The organism is Pseudomonas sp. CVAP#3, from assembly GCF_018986375.1.
GTDB lineage: Bacteria > Pseudomonadota > Gammaproteobacteria > Pseudomonadales > Pseudomonadaceae > Aquipseudomonas > Aquipseudomonas helvetica.
In genome coordinates this window covers 350,747-372,179 of the sequence record NZ_JAHMSC010000004.1, presented here as the reverse complement: position 1 = coordinate 372,179, position 21,433 = coordinate 350,747, and the positions used below count along the sequence as shown (strand labels likewise).

The following is a 21,433-nucleotide window of genomic DNA, read 5'->3' as shown; positions in this document are numbered from 1 at the left end:
CGCCGGCAAGCCGTGCTCCTACAGGACCTGCGCCAAGCCAGCGGCTCGTTGCTGATAATCCGTGGCCAGCGCCTGGATTTGCGGATCGCTCGCACTCAACAGCGCCGTGCCTGCCACTCGCAGAAACTTCAAATTCCCACCCGCCAATGCCTCACGCAACCAGCTCAGCGCAGCCTCAATCTGCCCTTGATCGGCTAACACGGCTGCATAACTGAACTGCCCCCGAAAGTCCCCGCCCTCTGCCGAACGCTGATACCAGTCAACCGCTGCAACAGGATCCGCCTTGCAGAATCGCCCCTCTTCCAGATAGCGCCCCAGCAGGTTCATCGACTTGGCATGACCCCTTTCGGCTGCGCCGCGATAACAGGCCAACGCCTGTGTTTGGTCCTCGACCACGCCACGACCGGTCGCGAGCAAATTGGCGTAGTTGTACAAACCCCAATCCAGCCCGGCTTCAGCGGCTTGACGATAATGCCGTGCCGCTACCGAGGCATTGGCCACGCAGCCCCAGCCATGTTCATGACAACGGCCAAGCATGTTGCGCGCCATCAGATGACCTCCGTTGGCGGCAATCTCGAACCAGCGCAAAGCCAGCGCCTGGTCCTTGGCGATGCCCTGCCCTTCGAGCAGGATTTGACCGAGTAAGGCCTGACCATCGAGGAGCCCGGCCTTTGCAGCGATCAGGATTGCCTGGGCGGCACGGGCCGGGCTTTCGGCGAGCATCGCGCTGAGTTGATTGCCGTCGAGGACTTCCTCACGGCGCAGTCGATAGCTCACGGTTACACCTCGACCCAGCGACGCAGCAGGTTGTGATAGGTGCCGGTCAGGCGGATCAGCGACGGGTGATCCGGCATGTCCCGGGTCAGTTGCTGGATCGCCTCGTCCATTTCGAACAACAAGGCGCGCTGGCTGTCTTCGCGAACCAGGCTTTGGGTCCAGAAGAACGACGCATAACGTGTACCGCGAGTGACTGCGTTGACCTTGTGCAGGCTGGTGCCCGGATAGAGCACCAGGTCGCCGGCCGGCAACTTCACTCGTTGGGTACCGAAGGTGTCCTGGATTTCCAGCTCGCCACCGTCGTACTCGTTCGGGTCGCTGAAGAACAACGTCGACGACAGGTCGGTGCGAACGCGCTCGATGCTGCCCTTGGGCTGACGCACGGCGTTGTCGATATGAAAGTCGAAGCTGCCCCCCGCCGTGTAGCAGTTCAGCAGTGGTGGAAAGACTTTGTGCGGTAACGCCGCTGACATGAATCGCGGATGTTTCCACAACCGCTCGAGCATCGCTGCGCCAATTTCCTGGGCCAGCGGGTGGCCTTCCGGCAGTTGCAGGTTGTGCTTGGCCTTGGCCGACTGAAAGCCTGCGGTGATCTTGCCGTCCGCCCAGTCAGCCTGCTCCAGAGCCTCGCGAATGCGCTGCACCTCTTCGCGGGAGAACAAGCCGGGAATATGCAGCAGCATGGGGCGATACCTGAGGGCAAAGGGATGCCAATGGTATTGATTCTTATTGACAATGTAAAATCGCTCTGACGGAAGAGTCCGCAAAACCCGTAAGGAAAAACTGTAAAGAATGTAAATTCAATGCAAATAGCAATATATCGCAATTGATACAAATACCTGTTTAGCCTATATTCCGCCGCCTCAAACCCTGGGGAGGGGAATTCACAATGTCACGCCAACTACCACAATCACCGGTCAGCTCACCGCGTCTACTCGCCTCTGCAATTGGCGTGGCGATCACTGCCAGCTCTGCAGCGCACATGGCTTACGCGGCAGAAAAGACCGACGATAAAGCGCCGCGTAATGCGATTGCCCTGGATGCCACCAGTGTCACCGGTGAAGCCCAGGACTCCACCTCCTACCAGGTCGAAAAAGCCTCTTCGCCCAAGTACACCGCGCCGCTGATTGATACCCCGCGTTCGGTGACCGTGATTCCACAGCAGGTCCTCAAGGACACTGGCGCCCTCAACATGCAGGATGCGCTGCGCACTGTTCCAGGCATCACTTTCGGTGCCGGTGAAGGCGGCAACCCGCAAGGCGATCGTCCGTTCATTCGCGGCTTCGACGCTCAGGGCGATACGTACCTGGATGGCGTGCGTGACACCGGCTCCCAGAGCCGTGAAATCTTCGCCGTTGAGTCGATTGAAGTCAGCAAAGGCCCGAACTCCGCGATTGGCGGTCGTGGCGCAGCGGGCGGCAGCATCAACCTGGTGAGCAAAAAGGCCCACTTGGGCGACTCGTTCAATGGCGGGTTCACCTGGGGTTCGGACCAGACCCAGCGCTACACCCTGGACAGCAACTACCAGTTCAGCGATACCGCCGCTGGCCGCCTGAATCTGTTGAGCCACGAAAGCAACGTTGCTGGTCGTGACAAGGTCGACTACGACCGTTGGGGCATCGCGCCGTCGCTGGCCTTCGGCCTGGGCACCGACACCCGCGTCAACCTCGACTACTACCATCTGCAAAGCAACGACCTGCCGGACTCGGGCATTCCGTACACCGTACCGGCTTCGGGCAAGACCGCTGATCGCACCAAGAGCAACCCGGACAAACCTTACGCGGGTGGCGACAGCAGCAACTTCTATGGCTTGACCGACCGCGACTTCCGCAAGACCCGTACTGACACTGCGACCTTCGCCATCGAGCACGACCTGAGCGATGCGCTGACCATCAAGAACACCCTGCGTCACGGCACCAGCATGCAGGATTACATCCTGACCCAGCCGGACGACAGCAAGGGCAACGTGAACAACGGCAGCGTCTGGCGTCGTGCCAACAGCCGTGTCAGCAACGTCGCGACCACCACCAACCAGACCGATCTGTTTGGCAATTTCTACATCGCCGGCTTCAAGAACAGTTTCTCCACCGGTGTCGAGTTCACCCGTGAAGAAGGCGAAAAATCCTCGTACAACGTGAACACCGATACCACGCCGGGATCGCCCGCGACATCGAGCAGCAATTGCACGCCGTCGATGATCGGCGCGTCCAGCGGCTACAACTGCACCTCGCTGGCCAACCCGAACCCGAACGATCCGTGGAACGGTGCGATTTCGCGCAACTACGCGGGCACCGACACCACCGCCAACACACGTGCCCTGTACGTGTTCGACACGCTGGAACTGTCGCCGCAATGGCTGGTGAACATGGGCCTGCGCTACGACCACTTCGACACCCAGTACAAGACCTTCACCGCGGCGGGTGCCACCACGGCCAAAGGCGCTGACACCAGCGAGTTCGTCACCGGTCAGTTGGGTGTCGTTTACAAACCGGCTGAAAACGGCAGCATCTACGCCTCTTACGCGACCTCCGCCACACCACCGGGTAATACCCTGGGCGAAGGCATGGACGGCAACCCGCTGTCGGGCACCAAGGATCGCAACGGCAATCTGCTGAGCAGCGACATGGAGCCGGAAACCACCAAGAACTACGAAGTCGGCACCAAGTGGGACCTGCTCAACGATCGTATGTCGTTGACCGCCGCCCTATTCCGTACCGAGAAAGAGAATGCGCGCGTTCAGGTTGATACCACTTCCTACGCAAACGCCGGCAAAACCCGCGTTCAAGGGATCGAGCTGTCGGCCAACGGCAAGATCACCGACAAATGGCAGGTCTTCGCCGGCTACGCCTACATGGACAGCGAGCAAGTCGATGGCGGCCCGCTGAACCACGCCACCGATGGCAATCAATTGCCTAACACCCCGAAAAACAGCGCCAGCCTGTGGTCGACTTACAACGTCACGCCGAAGCTGACCCTGGGTGGCGGCGCGTTCTATGTCGATGACGTGTTCGGCAGCGTGGCCAACACCACCATGGTCAACTCCTACGTTCGTTACGACGCGATGGCCAGCTACAAGTTGACCAAAAACGTCGACCTGCAACTGAACCTGCAAAACCTGACCGACGTGACCTACTACGACAAAGCCTTCGCCACCCACTTCGCCAATCAGGCGCCGGGGCGTACGGCATTGCTGAGCACCAACTTCCACTTCTGATAAAGAACGAAGTCGCCAAGCCCCGCCCATCACGATGAGCGGGGCTTTTGCGTGTAAAAAAGAATGTTTCTCGACAACTCACGGCATAATGCGCGCCGTGACGTTTCTTATTGAACAAACAGTTTTAGACGAACAAGGCGGTCGACGTGTTGAAGAAAACCCTGTTCCAGCTGCACTGGTTCTTCGGCATCAGCGCGGGTCTGGTACTGGCCTTGATGGGCATTACCGGTGCGGCGGTGTCGTTTCAGGATGAGATCCTGCGGGCACTGAACCCACAGGTCCTGCAGGTCGAGAAGCAGGTGGCCGGCGTACTGCCGCCGGCGGATCTGGTGGCCAAGGTCGAGGCTGCCGAGGGCAAGAAAGTCGCGATGCTTTGGGTCGAAACCGAAAGTGGCTTTGCTGCGCGCGTGTTCTTCACCCCGCCGCCGGGCGAGCGCCGTGGCCAGATGCGCTACGTCGACCCGTATACCGGCGACTACATGGGCGATGCCGTTGGCCAGGACTTTTTTGGCCTGATGCTGCAACTGCACCGTTTCCTGGCGATGGGCGACACCGGCCGGCAAATCACCGGTGCCTGCACACTGATCCTGATTTTCTTCTGCCTGTCCGGGCTCTACTTGCGCTGGCCGCGTCAGGTGGCGAGCTGGCGTGCCTGGCTGACCCTCGACTGGGCGAAAAAAGGTCGCAGCTTCAACTGGGACCTGCACTCGGTCGCGGGCACCTGGTGCTTGCTGGTTTATTTGCTGGCGGCGCTGACCGGGCTGTCCTGGTCCTATGAGTGGTACAACAAGGGCCTGAGCAAACTGCTGTCGGACGCACCGCAAAACGAACGCGTCAGACAGGGGCGTGGTGCACCGCCACCGGCCGGCCCCCTGCCGACCGCCGATTACAACGCGATCTGGAGCAGCATCTACAGCGCCGCGGGACCGGGCCTGAGCGCCTATAACGTGCGCATGCCACCGGTGGCCGGACAACCGGCGACTGTGTTCTATCTGTTGAAAAACTCACCCCATGACCGGGCGCTGAACCAGATCACTCTCGACCCGGCCACCGGTGTTATCAGCCGTCATGATCGCTACGGCGACAAGAGCTTCAAGGCGCAACTGTTGACCAGCATTTACGCGCTGCACGTCGGCAGTTACTTTGGTCTCGTCGGGCGAATTGTGCTGACACTGGCCTCGCTGACCATGCCGCTGTTCTTCATCACCGGCTGGTTGTTGTACCTGGACCGTCGGCGCAAGAAACGTCAGATCAAAAACGCCCGTAAAGACCTGGTGCACACCACCAGCGATGCACCGGCGTGGCTGATCGGCTTTGCCAGCCAGAGCGGTTTTGCCGAACAGTTGGCCTGGCAGACCGCCAGCCAATTGCAGGCCGCCGGGTTGCCGGTAAAGGTCCAACCGCTGGCGGCTGTCAGCGAGCAGGACCTGCGCGAGTCGAGCAATGCGCTGTTCGTGGTCAGTACCTTTGGCGACGGCGAAGCACCGGACAGCGCTCGTGGTTTCGAGCGCAAGGTGCTGGGTCGGGCGCTGAGCCTTTCGAGCCTGAACTACGCCGTGCTTGGCCTCGGTGATCGGCAGTATCAACACTTCTGCGGCTTCGCCAAACGCCTGCACAGCTGGCTGGCGGAACACGGTGGCACCACGCTGTTCGCCCCGGTGGAAGTCGACAGCGGCGACCCTTATGCCCTGCGCCATTGGCAGCAGCAACTTGGTCAACTGACCGGGCAGCCACCGGTCGATACCTGGAAAGCCCCGAGCTACAACAACTGGACCTTGAGCAAGCGCGAACTGCTCAACCCCGACAGCAGCGGCGCCGACGTTTACCTGCTGGGCCTGACGGCGCCCGACACCAGCAGTTGGCTGGCCGGCGACCTGGTTGAAGCGCTGCCGCGCAACTGCCGGGGCGCGATTGAACAGTTCCTTGAAGGGCTGGGCATCGCCGGCAACAGTCGGGTGCAACTCAATGGCGTGCAGGAAACCCTGGAACACGCCTTGGCCAGCCGTCAATTACCCGAAAATCGCGTGCACCTGGTCGGCTTGCACGCTCAGGCGCTGGTCGACGCGCTGGTGCCATTGGCCATGCGCGAATACTCGATCGCCTCGATTGCCGCCGACGGCGTGCTCGAACTGCTGGTGCGTCAGGAATGCCATGCGGATGGGCGTCTGGGCATCGGCTCCGGCTGGCTGACCGAATACGCGCCATTGGGCTCAGCCATTAGCCTGCGGGTGCGGCGCAACAGCGGTTTCCATCTACCGGCAACGCCCGTGCCGATGATTCTGCTGGGCAACGGCACAGGGCTGGCTGGCCTGCGCAGCTTGCTCAAGGCGCGAATAGCCGAGGGCCAGACACGCAACTGGCTGCTGTTCGGCGAACGCAATCGCGAGCATGACTTCCTCTGTCGCGATGAGCTCGAGGGATGGTTGATCGAAGGTGATCTGGAGCGACTGGACCTGGCATTTTCACGGGATCAGGCCGAGAAGATCTACGTTCAGGATCGCCTGCGCCAACGTGCCGTCGAGCTGAAAAAGTGGCTGGCGGACGGTGCATCGATCTACATCTGCGGCAGCCTGCAAGGGATGGCGTCAGGGGTGGATCAGGTGCTCAACGACGTGCTCGGTGTTGATGAAGTCGAGCGGTTGATCGAGCAGGGCCGCTACCGCCGCGACGTCTACTGAAGCCCCCTCACCCTAACCCTCTCCCCAGGGGGCGAGGGGACTGACCGAGGTGTCTAACGCTGTCCATCGACCTGAAATACCGAGTCGAACTCAGGTTTGAAAACGAAGAAGATTAGCTCCCTTTCCCCCTCTCCCCTCTGGGGCGGTCCGACGTTTCGGGAGGGCTGGGGTGAGGGGTGGCTATTGACGGTTCACACACTCAAACCGGCTGCAACCGCTGCTCAAACACCGCCACCCCATCCAGATCCCGCAGGATCACGCTCATTTCGCTGGTCTGGCCATCGATATTCACCTCGCCGAAAAACTGAAATCCGGCAAACGGTGAGGTGTTCTGTACCGCCGGGGCTTTCTCGAACACCACTTCGGGGCCGAAGGTTTTATCCAGCGGATTGGGCCCGAAGCTGCCGGCATTCAAGGGACCTGCGACGAACTCCCAGAATGGCTCGAAATCCTGAAACGCTGCGCGATCCGGGTGGTAATGGTGAGCCGCGCAGTAATGCACATCAGCCGTCAGCCAGACGTAATTGCGCACCTGCTGCGCCCGCAAGAAACCCAGCAATTCAGCGATCTCCAGCTCGCGGCCCTGGGCCGGGCCCGGGTCACCGTTGGCCACGGCTTCCCAGCGCGGAACACCGGGGCTGACTTCGCCATCGGGCACGCCAAGGCCAATCGGCATGTCGGCGGCGATGACTTTCCACTGTGCGCCGGAGTTTTTCAATTCACGCTTGAGCCACTCCAGTTGCTCGCGTCCGAGGAAGGCTTTTTCGCCGCCGAGGTTGTCGTCATTGGCCCCGCGATAGCTGCGCATGTCCAGCACGAACACATCCAGCAGCGGCCCGTAACCGAGCTTGCGATAGATCCGCCCGCCGTTGTCGGCGGCCTGCAAGCGCATTGGCGCGTATTCGAGCCAGGCTTGCCGCGCACGGCCGACCAGGCTATGGATATCCTTGCTTTGGTAGCGCTCGTCGAGCTGCTTGCCCAGCGACCAGTTGTTCACCACTTCGTGGTCGTCCCACTGCCAGATCTGTGGCACCTCCGCGTTGAAGCGGCGGATGTTTTCGTCCATCAGGTTGTAGCGGTAGTTGCCGCGATATTCGTCGAGGGTTTCCGCGACTTTGCTCTTGGCTTCGCTGGTGATGTTGCGCCACACCCGACCGCTTTCGGTGGTCAGTTGCGCCGGTACCGGGCCGTCGGCGTAGATGGTGTCGCCGCTGTGGATAAAGAAGTCCGGCAGGCGCAAGCGCATCGCTTCGTAAATGCGCATGCCACCGATGTCCGGGTTGATCCCGAAGCCCTGGCCGACGGTGTCGCCGCTCCAGACAAAACGGATGTCGCGACGGGCCTGCGGCACGCTGCGCAGGTGACCGAACCACGGTTCGCTGGCCACACCGCTTTGGGCGTCTTCGAAGTACACGCGATAGAAGATCGCCTGATCGGCGGGCAACCCGGTCAGCTCGACCCGGGCCGTGAAGTCGGTGCGAGCATCGGCCAACGGTGAGACGAAACGCCGAGGGTTGCTGAACAGGCTGCGAGTGTCCCATTCCACGACCATCCGCGCCGGGCGGTCGCTGCGGCTCCAGATCATCGCCCGGTCGCCCAACAAGTCACCGGACTGCACGCCATCGGTGAGCTGTGGACGATCCTTGACCGAGGCGATCACTGCCGGAGCCAGGCCAGGTAACAACAAGCCGGCGCCGACAGCCTGCATCACTCGACGGCGTCCCAAGTCGAATTCGCTCATGGAGTTCTCCCTAAAAGGAAAACTTAAACATGGCTACATGAATCAGGTGTGACACAGAAATCTGCCGTTGCAACAGATTTCTGTGGGAGCGGGCTTGCTCCCACAGGGTATGGCGGTCAGGCGTTGGCGGGTTCCAATGCCAACTCGACGACTTCCGGACGCTTGACCAGCGCATAGACCACCGCCGTCAACAAGCTACCGGCGACAATCGCCAGCAGGTACAGCAGCGCATGGTTGATCGCATTCGGGATCAGCATCACGAACAGTCCGCCGTGAGGCGCCATCAGCTTGCAGCCAAAATACATCGACAGTGCACCGGCCAGTGCACCACCGGCGATGCTCGCCGGGATCACTCGTAGCGGGTCCTTGGCGGCGAACGGAATTGCCCCTTCGGAGATAAAGCACAGCCCCAGCACCAAGGCGGCTTTACCGGCTTCGCGCTCGGTCTGGGCAAACTTGCGCCGAGCGATGAACGTGGCGATGCCCAGGCCAATCGGCGGCACCATGCCAGCGGCCATGGTCGCGGCCATCGGCGCATAACTTTGCGACGCCAGCAGCCCCACCGAGAACGCATAAGCGGCCTTGTTGATCGGCCCGCCGAGGTCGACGCACATCATGCCGCCGAGCAATACCCCCAGCAGAATCGCGTTGGTGGTGCCCATGCTGTCGAGGAAATGCGTCAGGCTTTCCAGCAGTCCGGCGACCGGTTTGCCGACCACATAGATCATCACCAGGCCGGTGAACAGACTCGCCAGCAACGGGATGATCAGAATCGGTTTCAGTGCTTCCAGACTTTGCGGCAGACGCGCATAACGGTTGATCGCCTGCGCCGCATAGCCGGCAATGAATCCGGCAATGATCCCGCCGATAAAACCGGCGCCCAAGGTACTCGCCAAAAGGCCACCGATCATCCCTGGCGCCAGGCCAGGACGGTCCGCAATAGAGTAGGCGATGTAACCCGCCAGCAACGGCACCATCAACTTGAACGCGGTATCGCCACCGATCTGCATCAGTGCCGCCGCCAGCGTGCCCGGTTCCTTGAACGCAGTGATGCCGAAGACAAACGACAGCGCGATCATCAAGCCCCCGGCCACGACCATCGGCAGCATGAACGAGACGCCCGTCAGCAGGTGTTTGTAAACCCCGGTTTTCTCTTTCTTGGCCGGGCCTTGGGCGCCGCTCGACGCGGTTTCTTGCTTGCCTTCGGCCAGTGCTTTGTTGAGTGTGGCCTCGGCCTGTTTCAGGGCGATACCAGTGCCGCAGCGGTAAATTTTCTTGCCGGCAAAGCGCTCGGTGGCGACTTCGATGTCCGCCGCCAACAGCACCACGTCAGCATCAGCAATAGCTTGCGCGCTCAACGGATTACGGGCGCCGACCGAGCCCTGGGTTTCCACCTGCAAGTCATAACCCAGACGCTTGGCCGCCTGCTGCAAGGCTTCGGCCGCCATAAAGGTATGGGCGACACCGGTCGGGCACGCAGTGACCGCCACCAGACGCGGCGCGGTTTTGCTGACAGTTGCGGGTTCAACGACAGCTTGCGGGGCGACATAGATTTGGGCTTCTTCAGCACCACGGCGCAGCACTGCATCGACGTCTTGCAGGGCTTGGGACGGCGTGCTCTGGAACACCCGCTTGCCGACAAACCGCGACATATCCACAGTCCCGGTGCTGACCAGCAACACCCACTCGGCATCATCGAGCGTCGCTGCAGACAACTGACGTTCCGGGTGCGCGGCGTCATGCACTTCAACGCTAGTACTCCAGCCCTGGCGCTGCGCGGCGGCATCGAGCAAACGCGCGCACAGCACACTGGTAACCATGCCATTCGGGCAGGCAGTAACAATGGCTAACTTCATGACCAACCCTCTTATTGTTCTGTCAGGAGGCGCACACGCACGCCCTGTTCGAGCTGCGCCAGTTGCGCGGCGTCACCGATACCGAAACCGATCTGCGTAACGGCCATGGCGGCAATCGCGGTGGCGGTGCGCAAGGTCTGTTCTGGCGTATCGGCACTGAGCAAACCGTGGAGCATGCCCGCGAGCAATGAATCGCCGGCGCCCACCGTACTGACAACACTGACCCTGGGTGGTGTGGCGTGCATCGCCGAGCCAACACTGAACCAGTTAACGCCCTCGGCACCGTGGGAAATCACCACGTGTTCGATTCCATGAGCGTGCAAACGACTCGCCGCTTCAGCTTGAGCAGCCACCGAAACCGCCTCGCAGTCCAGCGCCTCGGACAGCTCTTCGGTGTTCGGTTTGATCAGCCACGGTCCCGCCGACAGCCCTGCGCGCAAGGCTTCGCCGCTGGTGTCGAGGGCGACTTTCAAACCCCGCGACTTGAGGCGCAGCAGCAACCCGTGCAACCACTGTGCGCTGACGCCACGCGGCAAACTGCCGGCGACCACTACGGCGTCATGACCCAAGGTGATCTGATCCAGACGATCGAGCAACGCCTGCTGCGCAGCCGCACTGACCACCGGCCCTGGACCGTTGATGTCAGTGATGCGTCCGTCCGTTTCCGCCAGTTTGATGTTGCTGCGAGTCTCGCCGGGTACGCGGATGAAGGCGTCGACAAAACCGCGTTTGGCGAACAGCGCTTCGAACGCCTGAAGATTGTCCTCACCGAGAAAACCGCTGACCGTCAGCTGATGCCCGAGGTCTGCCAGCACCTGTGCCACATTGATGCCTTTGCCGGCGGCGTGGGTGTGCATAGCGTCGCTGCGATTGACCTGACCAGGTTCCAGATGCGGCAACTGAACGGTGAGGTCCAGCGCCGGGTTGAGGGTCAGGGTTAGGATTTTGGCCATTACAGAGCCTCCACTAATGCGCGCACTTCATTCGCGCTGCCCACGGCCAGAGCCAGTTGGGCCAGATGTTTTACCTGCGCAAGACTCAGCTCACGAACCCGTGCCTTGACCTCGCCGATGCTGCGCGCCGAAACGCTCAACTCATCCACACCCAGGCCGACCAGCACCGGTACCGCCAGCGGGTCTGCCGCCAGTTCGCCACACACACCGACCCATTTGCCATGAGCATGGGCGGCGCGCACCGTGATGTCGATCAGTTGCAACACCGCCGGGTGCAAGCCATCGGCCTGAGCCGACAGGGTCGGATGACCGCGATCGATGGCCAGGGTGTATTGGGTCAGGTCATTGGTGCCAACGCTGAAGAAGTCGACTTCCTTGGCCAGAACCGGTGCCAGCAAGGCTGCCGACGGCACTTCGATCATGATCCCCAGTTGCAGGTCCGCCACCGGGATTTCCAGACGCAGGCGCTCGGTCATGTCCCGCGCCTGACGCCATTCATCCACGCTGCCGACCATCGGGAACATGATCCGCAACGGGCGGTTGTCAGCGGCGCGCAGCAAGGCACGCAACTGGGCTTCCATGATTTGCGGGCGCTGCAAGGTCAGGCGAATGCCACGTACGCCGAGGAACGGGTTTTCCTCCTTGGCAATCGGCCAATACGGCAACGGCTTGTCACCGCCAACGTCCAGGGTCCGCACCACCAGCGGCCGCCCGGCCAAGCCATCGAGCACCCGACGGTATTCGACTTCTTGAGTCGCTTCGTCCGGTGCTTGCGAATGGGCCATGAAAATCAGTTCGGTGCGCAGCAGGCCAATCCCTTCAGCGCCCTGCTCCACCGCACTGACCACACCTGCGCTTTCGCCGATGTTGGCGAACACTTCGACCGCATGACCGTCGGTGGTCAGCGCCGGTTGGTGACGCTGGGCCGCGGCCGCTTGCAGGCGTTGCTCGCGGTTGTCACGTTCTTCGGCGGCACGCTGCAACGTCGCCGCATCGGCGTCGACATGCAGTCGACCACGCTGGCCATCCAGCAGCAATGGCGTGCCCGACGCCAGCCGCAACACCGCCGCGCCAGCACCGACCAACGCCGGAATGCCCAAGGCCCGAGCGACGATCGCGCTGTGGGCCGTGGCACCACCGCGCGCGGTAAGAATGCCGGCCACCCGCGTTGGATCAAGGCGCGCGACATCCGAAGGCCCGACTTCATCCATCACCAGGATGTACGGCTGATCCGGTTCGCTCGGGGTTTCGATGCCACACAGTTGCGCCAGCACCCGCCGACCGATATCGCGCAAGTCCGCTGCCCGTTCGGCAAGCAAGGCGTCCTGCAAGGATTCCTGTTGTCTGGCTGCCGCGTCGATTACCGCCATCCACGCCGCTTCAGCGCTTTCGCCTTGCTTGAGGCGAGTGTCGACTTCATCGGTCAGTTCCGGGTCGTCGAGCATTTCCTGGTGGGTGATGAAAATCTCGCGGATGGCCTTGGCCTTGCTGCGCTGGATCAACCCTTCGATGTCGCGACGGACATCGGCCAGAGATGTTTTCAAACGCTCGCGTTCGATCGCCGTGGACTCGCCCCGCAACGGGTAATCGATCGCTTGCAGCACCTGAATATGTGCAGGACCAATGGCAATCCCTGGTGCAGCAGCAACGGCCTGAATCACGCAACCGGAGGCGGGAGCAACCACGACGTCAGCGATTTCATTGATGACCTCGTTCTGTGCACTCGCAGTCGGCAGCGGTTCGATGTCTTCGCCCAGGCCTTCTTCGATAGCCGCCAGCAGCGCTGGTAACGCATCGGCGGCGATGCTCGGCTCGGCAATCAACTCCAACACCTGGCCGCGACGGGCGCCGAGGCTGAGCAGTTTGCTCAAGCTCTTCACCGACACCGCGCTGTCCTGGCCGTCGACGATGCGGATGCGGATCTCGCCTTCAAAGCTTTTCGCCAACTGCGCAAGGATCTTCGCTGGCCGCGCGTGCAAACCGTGGGCGTTGGCCAAGGCAATACGAGCGCTCGGCCAATCGGCCGGCAATTCACCGCCGAGCACTTCCAGCACCGCACGACGGCTGGTGGCGCGACCGAGCTCGTGACCACGGCCTTCAATCAGCAAGGCGCAAAGACGTTCAAGCAAGGCCTGATGCGCCTCGCCAAGGCTGGCCAGACAGAACAGCCCGCTCAGTGGCTGACCGAGGTAACGAATCGGTTTATCCGGGGTGACGAAGGCCAGGCCCGGGCGCTTGACCGTTTGTTCGCTGTGCAGCCACCACAGGCCATCACCCAGCGGCAGCGCTTCAACCTGCTGCAATACGGCAGAGAAACCATTGCTCACGCAGTCGGCCTGACGCAACAACCGCGCGCCACGCCAGACCAGTTCTTCGAAGTCGTCGGCGGAGACGCCCAGGCCGATCATTTGCGCATCCAGCGCCAGTTCTTGCGGCGCGCCTTGCAGCAGTTTCAGCAAGGCTTCGGCGCTACTGGCGCGGCGCAGAGCCTGGCCCAGATCGGTTTCGCCAAGGGCCCGGGTCAGCAATTGCAGCAGGCGCAAATGCTCGTCGGATTTGGCCGCGATACCGATCGCCAGGTACACGATGTGCCCGTCGCCCCAATCCACCCCTTCGGGGAACTGCAGCAAACGCACGCCGGTGGTGTGCACCAGATCGCGGGTATCGGGGGTTCCGTGGGGGATCGCAATACCTTGGCCGAGAAAGGTCGAACCCTGGGCTTCACGCGCCTGCAAGCCGCTGAGGTAACCCTCGGCCACCAGGCCATCGTTAACCAGCGTGTCGGCCAGCAAATGCAATGCGGCGGATTTATCCACAGCCGACTGGCCCATGGATATCTGCTCTATGGTGAGCTCGAGCATGCTTTCTCCTTTTTGGCGCGGGGTCGCGCCAGGTATTGTTTTGATTGAATCAGTTTAGGCTTTATTCAGAGCACTCTTTTTCAGAGCATCCTTTGTCGGTTTCACGGCAGAACCGGCAAAAAGAGCCAATAGCGCAGAAAATACGCTTGCTGAAACGTTTAATCTAGATGAATTGGCACGTTACTCGATAATCTCCCAACCTTGAAGTCCAACTTGTCGGATGCGTTGCGACATGGGTCGCCTGCCGTAATCGGGTAGGATTGGACAAAATGTCGGGGCAAGCTCGAAAAAACAAGGAAATCCCGGTTGAAACTCAGTGATATCGCCCAGTTGGCCGGTGTGTCAGTCACCACCGCCAGCTATGTCATCAATGGCAAGGCCGAACAGCAGCGCATCAGCAACGCCACCGTCGAGCGCGTGCGCGCGGTGGTCGAGCAACATGGCTTTACGCCTAATCCTCAAGCGGCCGGGTTGCGCAGTCGGCACACCCGCACCCTGGGTTTCATTCTGCCGGACCTGGAAAACCCCAGTTACGCGCGGATCGCCAAGCTCCTCGAACAAGGTGCCCGGGCGCGTGGCTATCAGTTGCTGATTGCCAGCTCCGACGATGCACCGGACAGCGAGCGCCAGTTGCTCAAGCTGTTTCGCGCACGGCGTTGCGATGCATTGATTGTCGCCAGCTGCCTGCCGGCCGGCGATGACAGCTATCGCCAGTTGCAGGCCAAGGGCTTGCCGATCATTGCGATTGACCGGGTCATGGAGCCTGAGCATTTCTGCTCGGTGATCAGCGATGATCGCGAAGCCAGCCTGAACCTCACCCGCAGCCTGTTGCAACCACAGCCCAAGCAGATTGCGCTGATCGGTGCGCGACCCGAGCTGAGCATCAGCCAGGAACGTGCCGCCGGCTTCAAACAGGCTCTGATCGACTTCAAGGGCGAAGTCTTGATCGAACACGGCGAGGCGTTCAGCCGCGACTGCGGTCGACAACTGATGGAAGAATTACTGCAACGCCTCGGCCATTTGCCGGATGCGTTGGTGACGACGTCCTACGTGCTGCTTCAAGGCGTGTTCGATGCCTTGCATGACTTCCCGTTGAAAACCCGCCCGTTGCGCCTCGGCACGTTTGGTGACACGCAGTTGCTGGACTTCCTGCCGCTGCCGGTCAACGCCATGGCCCAGCAGCATCAACTGATCGCCGACAAAGTACTGCAACTGGCGCTCGCGGCGATTGAAGAAGCCCATTACCAACCCGGTGTGCAAGCCATCGCGCGGACCTTCAAACAGCGTATTCGCCAGGACTGAAACGTGGAGCTGATCGACAGCCACACTCATCTGGACTTCCCGGATTTCGACCCGGACCGCCAGGCGCTGCTGGCTCAAAGCCGCGCCTTGGGTGTGAAGCAGATGGTGGTGCTGGGGGTTTATCAGCGCAATTGGCAGCGGGTGTGGGACCTGGTGCAAAGCGATCCTGACCTGCATGCCGCGTTTGGCCTGCATCCGGTCTATGTCGATGAGCATCGTCCCGCGGACCTGACCGAGTTGGCGGACTGGCTGACGCGTCTGGCCGGCCATCGGCAACTGTGCGCCGTGGGCGAAATTGGTCTGGATTACTTTCTTCAGGACCTGGACCGCGAACGTCAGCAAGCGCTGTTTGAAGCACAGCTGCAACTGGCGGCAGACTTCCAGTTGCCGGCGCTGCTGCATGTGCGACGCAGTCATGCGGCGGTGATTGCGACCTTGAAACGCTTCAGGCTCAAACGCGCCGGCATCATTCACGCCTTTGCCGGCAGCCAGGAAGAGGCCCGCGAATACCTCAAGCTCGGTTTCAAACTGGGATTGGGTGGCGCGGCGACCTGGCCACAAGCGTTGCGCATGCACAAAGTGATCGCCGGTCTGCCACTGACCTCGGTGGTACTGGAAACCGACTCACCGGACATGGCACCCGCCATGTACCCCGGACAACGCAACAGCCCTGCTCACCTGCCGGCGATTTGCACGGCTCTGGCGCAAATCATGGCCATCAGCCCCGAACAACTGGCCGCCGCCAGCACCACCAACGCCTGCGAGCTGTTCAACTGGTAATCCATCGGCTTGCGGCGGCCGGTAATCGTCAAACCCGAAACGCGCTGATCAAGTGCTTCAACTGCACCACTTGGGCCGACAGTGCACGGCTGGCATGCTCGGTCTGGTGCGCACCTTCGGCGGTGCGCTCGCCAGCCCGGTTGATCTCGACAATGTTCTGGTCGATATCGTGGGCCACCGCGGTTTGCTGCTCGACTGCCGCGGCAATTTGCTGATTCTGATCGACGATCATGCCCACCGCACCCAGGATGTTTTCCAGGGCTTGCTGGACCTTTTCCGACTGACCGACCGTGCCACTGGCCATCTGGTGGCTGACGCCCATGGCCTTCACGGCGGCGCCAACGCCACCGTGCAGCCTGGTAATCATCTGCTCGATTTCTTCGGTCGATCGCTGGGTCCGTTTGGCCAAGGTGCGGACCTCATCGGCCACCACCGCAAAGCCACGTCCCTGCTCACCCGCACGGGCGGCCTCGATGGCCGCGTTGAGCGCCAGCAGGTTGGTCTGCTCGGCGATGCTCTTGATCACTTCCAGCACGCGACTGATGGACTGGCTGTCGCTGGCCAGTTGATTGATCACCAGCACTGACGAGTCGATCTCGCTGGCCAGTTGCGCAATGCTGCCTTGTTGCGACTCGACCAACCCGCGCCCGCTAATGGTTTCATCGTTGACGCTGTGGGCGCTGCTGACGGCAGCCGCCGCACTGCGCGCAACTTCCTGAGCGGTGGCCGACATCTGGTTCATCGCCGTAGCGACTTGCTCGATCTGCGTACGCTGACCGGCCACCGCCTGATTGCTCCGGGCCGACACCGTTTCCACCTGACTCGCCTGACGCTCGACCTCGTTGACGGTCTTGCCAACCAACTCGATCAGGTCATGGATCTTCGCCACGGTGCCATTGAAGACGTTGCCCAACTCACCCAACTCATCACGGCTGTGGGCGGTAAACGTGATGGTCATGTCACCGGCCGCCACCTTGTCCATGACTCCGCCGAGACGCTTGAGGGTGGTGCGGGTGGAGGCATAGAAGCCGCCATAGAGGTAAAAAATCAGCACGAACACCACCGACAGTGCCACCGCTTGCAGCACCATGTGCGTGCGGTTCTGTTCCAGGCGTTGCTGCAATTGAACGCCGAGAAATTTAAGCGTCGCGTCATTCAGTTGATAGGTCTTGTCCATCAGCCCGGTGACCTGATCGTAAAAACCCTGCCAGGGTTTATCGAGGGTATCGGCCACCACCACTTGCTCTTCAAACAGCTCGCTGGCCTGTTTGAGCGTGGCTTTGCTGGCATTGGCCGAGGGTTCCAGCACCTCACGCGCCGCTTTGCCGGCCGCCAGTGCGTCCTGCAACTTCAAGGCGTATTCGGCCTGAAGCTTGTCGATCTGCGCCAGCAGTTCATCGAACCGGGTGCTCGAAGCGGAATTGAGAAACCTCTGCCCCAGCGAGTAGGCCCCCATCGCCCGGCCTTCGCCGAGGGTTTGCGTGACTCGTGGAGTGACATTGGTGATCAGCTCGCTCAATTGGCGCATGTCACTCTGGTTGTCGCGGCTCAGACCGGCCTGACTGGCGATGATCTGACTGAAAATCTGCGCATTGCCGAGCAGTTTGCCGATCAGCGCACTTTTGCTTTGCACAGACGTCTCCGCTTGTTGAGCCTTGAACGCTGCAATCATTTCATCGCGCTTGCCATCAAAAACACTGACCTGCTCAGGATCGATGGTCGTCGCGGTCAGGCTTTGCAGGCGCGCAAGCACGCTCTGCTCAAGGGCGCTGATTTTCGATTCGGTATCTCCGGCCTTGCCAGACTGGCCGAGGGTCGCGTTGATCTGTACCAGGTTGTTCAGGGTTTCCAGATCCCGCCGCAGCGTCAGACCACTGCCCAACAGGTCGAGGCTTTGCAATTCGACCTGAGTGCCCTGGAACTCGCGATACGAGTCGCGGACCAGATAGAAATTGGTCACCAGCATGGGAAAGAAAAACAGCACGCTGATCAGGCTGAACTTCATGCCGAAGCTCAGGCGATTCATCAGTGCAACGGCGGGATAGAGCAAACCCTTCACAGACGTCCCCCTTTCATTTCTTATTTTTATTCGCAGGCACGCAGATGCAGCAGATAGCCACTATGGCGCGCTGCTTCTGTATAGCTCAAATCGAAAGGGGGTTTTGTAACTTAAGGTTAACAGCCAAGAGATCCGCGATCCCTTTGTGGCGAGGGCGCTTGCTCCCGCTCGAGCGGGCAGCGGTTGCGAACACGGCGGAACGCATTCAGTCGGCTAAACGCACCGAAAATTTCGGGGTCGCTTCGCAACCCAGCGGGAGCAAGCTCCCTCGCCACAGGGGGGCCATTCGTATTTCAGGGCAGCACGGTCCAAACGGCAAACCCGGCATACCAGACCACCGCCGCCCGCAGCAGCAGTTCCCAGATCTGATCCAGGTTGTGAACCCCTTCTGGCCCCGCCACTGGCGCCGGAATCTCACCCGCTACCACGCCGACATTCTCGATCAACTGCGCGGCGCTAATATTCCAGTTCAACAATTCATGAAGCATCACCCGACTGACCGCGACGAAGTTGCCGACCAGCGCAAAACTCGCGGCCAACAAACGCACCGGCAGCCAGTCAAAGGCATGTCGCAATTGTGCGGCTCGCTCGACCACCGCCGGGTTCTTGCTGTGCTCGGCCGCCAGGGCCAGCAAGCGATAACTCAGGGCCGCCACCGGACCGAGCAGGAAGTACCAGAAAATCACCGCAAAAAAACTCTGATAAGCCTGCCACAGCAAATGAGCTTGAACCTTCTGCAGCAATTGCTCGCCGCTGTCGGCGCAAATATCCAGGTCACGTTTGGCGACAAGCGCCGCCGCTTGCAGGTCTTCCCGGCGCCAGGCATCACGAAACGGTCCCAGGCCGCCGAGCAAATCACCACGGCCCAGGCTGTAAATCACCACCAGCAAATGCACCGGCAAGGCCAGCAAGCCATAGGCTACCGGCTCCAGTACCAGCAACAAAAAGCCGAGTAACGCCACAGGGAACAGCACCAGCAATGCCAGTACCAGCCAGGGCCGATTCGCAAGCTTTGGGCTGGCTTCATACTTGGCCAGCTCCCGCAGCCATCCACCGTCGCGCTGAACTTGATGACGCAAGGCCGAGAACTTCTCGATCCAGACCGCCAGCAGTAACACCAGAAAACTCATTGTGCTTCCCCTTTTTCCAGAGCCCCGCGATAGCGTGCCCAGTCGAACGCCGGTCCCGGATCAGTCTTGCGTCCGGGGGCGATATCGCTATGCCCCTGGATACGTGAATGGGTGATGGCTGTAAACGTAGACTGCAATTGGCGGGTCAGGGCAATCAGCGCGTGATATTGAGCATCGGTGAACGGCAGATCATCAGTGCCTTCAAGCTCGATGCCAAGGGAGAAATCGTTACAGCCTTCGCGCCCCTCGAATTGGGACACGCCTGCGTGCCACGCCCGATCAAGACAAGAGACAAACTGCGTGACCGCGCCGTCACGCTCAATCAGAAAATGTGCAGACACACGCAAGTCGGCAATCCCTTCAAAGTAGGGGTGCTCGGTGACATCCAGGCGGTTCTGAAAAAATTCCTGCACCTTGCCCGTCGCGAACTGCGCCGGTGGCAGGCTGATGTTGTGGATCACCAGCAAGGAGATTTCGCCCGTGGGGCGCGCATTGAAGTTGGGTGACGGGCAATGGCGCACGCCTTCAAACCAACCGCTCGCGGGGTCCAACTGCATACAGGCTCCTTCAATGACGGCTCTGACGGGCTCCAGTATGCCGTGATCGCCCCTCAGGTTGCGATCACTTGGCGCAATTGAGGGTCGGCGAGAATGAATTCGAAGAGCATCGCGATCAGATTAATCACATCCTCATCCGCTACCCCGACCACCCGAGACTTGCCACTTTTGACACTGACCCGGGTCAGCAACTGTTCGAGCTGATTGCGCAGATCGAAATCATCCAGGGCGGCAGGGGCCGGCACGAATTTCTGCAAATGCGAGAGCAGGCGCAGTAGATCGCGGGTCGAGATGGGCTGGCTCTGGGCGCTCGCCTCGAGGGTCGGCGCAACACTGCCGCGCACGGGGTACAGCAACGCCTGCAAGGTGGCGAAGACTTCCTGCACGCTTTTATCGTCGTGCGTGCTGTTGGATCTGACGCCCGACTCGCTGGACTCTGCATGAACACTGGCCGCCGCCCGGCCCGTGACACGACGCGCGGGTGCGGCCTTGAGTTCAGGCAGAACGCCAGTGGCGATCAGCAATTGGTTGGCTTGCGCATAGAGCTGATCAGCATCGCTGAGCACATAGCGTTCGAACAATTTGAGGATGATCAACTTGACCTTGATCTCCACCCCCAGATTGCGTCCAGCCTGCAAAAAGTACTCGCAGAGCATCGCCGGCCCCATGGGATTGCGCGAATCATCCAGGGGCTTGCCCAGCAGAGTGCTCAGGCGCGCGGTCAGTTGTCCAAGGGCAAAGCCGTCCCGGTTGAGCGCCTTGGCGACCATGGCTTCCAGCGCCGCTTGCCGCTCAGGCTGGTCATCGGGGAGTTCGATCGAAGGGGCGGGATTCATCGCCAATGGCAAGGTGGCGTGTACCAGGTCGTACGGGATGAGGCCGGCAAAGGCTTCGAAGAAGCTCTCGTGAAAGCCGCGCTCGATGTTTTTGCGCTTGAGGCGCAAATCGCGCATGGCTTCAAAGAAGATGTTCTGCTCGACATTGTTCTGTGCCCGGTCGGCCATTTCGAACAAGGTGTTGTCGGCGTTATCGAACAGCTCCTGCAAACCAAGCCTGAGTTGTTGCGCAGCCTTGTCGCGAACCTGAAGCAGAATCACCGGCAGGCGGGCGAGCGGCGATGGATTCGCCTGATCGGTAGCGGCCTTGTGCAAAGGCACTACATTCCCGTCGTTGTGCATCCAAGCCTCCTGCAAAGGGGTGATTCCTCCATTCAATGTGAAGCGACAAACGCACACGGCCGGCTCACAACGCAATCGTGATGCACCGCGCAGCATTTCAAGTGTCGGGACGCCAAAGAGACGTCAAGGCCATGACGTCAAACGCAAGGCGCGATTATCTGCAAAAGACCTCCCGAGTGCCAGCAGACTCTGCATCAGCCTATGAAACAGCGCTCGATCACAGATCGGCACGCAGGGGTAATGCGGGCGAGTCGACCAAGTGCAGGCTTTAGAACCTGCTGAAAGTGGTGGGCGCCTTGGGTTCGCTTGCAGCATGGCCCTATAATCGAGCCACTTTGTTTGTGGAG

The 21,433-nt window shown here is 60.8% G+C and carries 14 protein-coding genes; 4 read left to right on the top strand and 10 right to left on the bottom strand.

All coding sequences use genetic code 11. The features are described from left to right. Positions 1-18: 18 nt before the first annotated feature. A complete protein-coding gene (locus KRR23_RS10055; protein ID WP_216742378.1) occupies positions 19-777 on the bottom strand; it encodes a tetratricopeptide repeat protein in 759 nt (252 codons plus the stop codon). Positions 778-779: 2 nt separating this feature from the next. Beyond that, a complete protein-coding gene (locus KRR23_RS10050; protein WP_216742377.1) occupies positions 780-1,460 on the bottom strand; it encodes a Fe2+-dependent dioxygenase in 681 nt (226 codons plus the stop codon). Between the two features lie 206 nt (positions 1,461-1,666). Between KRR23_RS10050 and KRR23_RS10045 the strand changes: the two genes are divergently transcribed. Both KRR23_RS10045 and KRR23_RS10040 read left to right on the top strand, forming a co-directional pair. Continuing rightward, positions 1,667-3,991, top strand: coding sequence for a TonB-dependent siderophore receptor (locus KRR23_RS10045; RefSeq protein ID WP_216742376.1), 2,325 nt, complete (start codon positions 1,667-1,669; stop codon positions 3,989-3,991). Positions 3,992-4,137: 146 nt separating this feature from the next. Continuing rightward, entirely contained in the window at positions 4,138-6,669 is a 2,532-nt protein-coding gene (locus KRR23_RS10040; RefSeq protein ID WP_216742375.1) for a sulfite reductase flavoprotein subunit alpha, read from the top strand. Between the two features lie 199 nt (positions 6,670-6,868). Here KRR23_RS10040 and KRR23_RS10035 read toward each other — a convergent pair whose 3' ends face one another. The 4 genes from KRR23_RS10035 to ptsP all read right to left on the bottom strand — a co-directional run bounded on the left by KRR23_RS10035 (position 6,869) and on the right by ptsP (position 14,080). Beyond that, positions 6,869-8,410 (bottom strand): alkaline phosphatase, encoded by a 1,542-nt coding sequence (locus KRR23_RS10035; RefSeq protein ID WP_216742374.1) that lies wholly within the window; start codon positions 8,408-8,410, stop codon positions 6,869-6,871. Between the two features lie 116 nt (positions 8,411-8,526). Further along, a complete protein-coding gene (locus KRR23_RS10030) occupies positions 8,527-10,266 on the bottom strand; it encodes a PTS fructose-like transporter subunit IIB (protein WP_216742373.1) in 1,740 nt (579 codons plus the stop codon). Between the two features lie 11 nt (positions 10,267-10,277). Next, positions 10,278-11,219, bottom strand: a complete 942-nt coding sequence (gene pfkB / locus KRR23_RS10025; RefSeq protein ID WP_216742372.1) for a 1-phosphofructokinase — start codon at positions 11,217-11,219, stop codon at positions 10,278-10,280. Then, positions 11,219-14,080, bottom strand: coding sequence for a phosphoenolpyruvate--protein phosphotransferase (ptsP, locus tag KRR23_RS10020; RefSeq protein WP_216742371.1), 2,862 nt, complete (start codon positions 14,078-14,080; stop codon positions 11,219-11,221). Before ptsP ends, pfkB begins: the two co-directional genes overlap by 1 nt. A 306-nt stretch (positions 14,081-14,386) precedes the next feature. Here ptsP and cra point away from each other — a divergent pair, with 306 nt between their 5' ends. After that, a complete protein-coding gene (gene cra, locus KRR23_RS10015; RefSeq protein WP_216742370.1) occupies positions 14,387-15,382 on the top strand; it encodes a catabolite repressor/activator in 996 nt (331 codons plus the stop codon). Between the two features lie 3 nt (positions 15,383-15,385). Then, positions 15,386-16,162: a TatD family hydrolase gene (locus tag KRR23_RS10010; protein WP_216742369.1), complete on the top strand. Its 777-nt coding sequence runs from the start codon at positions 15,386-15,388 to the stop codon at positions 16,160-16,162. Between the two features lie 28 nt (positions 16,163-16,190). Here the strand turns inward: KRR23_RS10010 and KRR23_RS10005 are convergent, their stop codons facing one another. From KRR23_RS10005 to KRR23_RS09990, 4 genes are all read right to left on the bottom strand, one after another. Beyond that, positions 16,191-18,221 (bottom strand): methyl-accepting chemotaxis protein, encoded by a 2,031-nt coding sequence (locus KRR23_RS10005; RefSeq protein ID WP_216742368.1) that lies wholly within the window; start codon positions 18,219-18,221, stop codon positions 16,191-16,193. 293 nt (positions 18,222-18,514) lie between these two features. After that, on the bottom strand, positions 18,515-19,351 hold the full coding sequence (ampE, locus tag KRR23_RS10000; protein ID WP_216742367.1) for a regulatory signaling modulator protein AmpE: 837 nt from the start codon (positions 19,349-19,351) through the stop codon (positions 18,515-18,517). Continuing rightward, entirely contained in the window at positions 19,348-19,908 is a 561-nt protein-coding gene (gene ampD / locus KRR23_RS09995) for a 1,6-anhydro-N-acetylmuramyl-L-alanine amidase AmpD (protein WP_216742366.1), read from the bottom strand. The genes ampE and ampD overlap by 4 nt, the downstream gene beginning before the upstream one ends. Before the next feature lie 53 nt (positions 19,909-19,961). Further along, positions 19,962-21,086, bottom strand: coding sequence for a DUF1631 family protein (locus tag KRR23_RS09990; RefSeq protein ID WP_216742365.1), 1,125 nt, complete (start codon positions 21,084-21,086; stop codon positions 19,962-19,964). Positions 21,087-21,433: the final 347 nt, after the last annotated feature.

What these genes read in the sequence shown, in the direction of transcription:
- KRR23_RS10050 (WP_216742377.1), bottom strand. Translation starts at nt 1,460, where the DNA reads ATGCTGCTGCATATTCCCGGCTTGTTCTCCCGCGAAGAGGTGCAGCGC.
- KRR23_RS10045 (WP_216742376.1), top strand. Translation starts at nt 1,667, where the DNA reads ATGTCACGCCAACTACCACAATCACCGGTCAGCTCACCGCGTCTACTC.
- KRR23_RS10035 (WP_216742374.1), bottom strand. Translation starts at nt 8,410, where the DNA reads ATGAGCGAATTCGACTTGGGACGCCGTCGAGTGATGCAGGCTGTCGGC.
- KRR23_RS10030 (WP_216742373.1), bottom strand. Translation starts at nt 10,266, where the DNA reads ATGAAGTTAGCCATTGTTACTGCCTGCCCGAATGGCATGGTTACCAGT.
- pfkB (WP_216742372.1), bottom strand. Translation starts at nt 11,219, where the DNA reads ATGGCCAAAATCCTAACCCTGACCCTCAACCCGGCGCTGGACCTCACC.
- ptsP (WP_216742371.1), bottom strand. Translation starts at nt 14,080, where the DNA reads ATGCTCGAGCTCACCATAGAGCAGATATCCATGGGCCAGTCGGCTGTG.
- ampE (WP_216742367.1), bottom strand. Translation starts at nt 19,351, where the DNA reads ATGAGTTTTCTGGTGTTACTGCTGGCGGTCTGGATCGAGAAGTTCTCG.
- ampD (WP_216742366.1), bottom strand. Translation starts at nt 19,908, where the DNA reads ATGCAGTTGGACCCCGCGAGCGGTTGGTTTGAAGGCGTGCGCCATTGC.
- KRR23_RS09990 (WP_216742365.1), bottom strand. Translation starts at nt 21,086, where the DNA reads ATGCACAACGACGGGAATGTAGTGCCTTTGCACAAGGCCGCTACCGAT.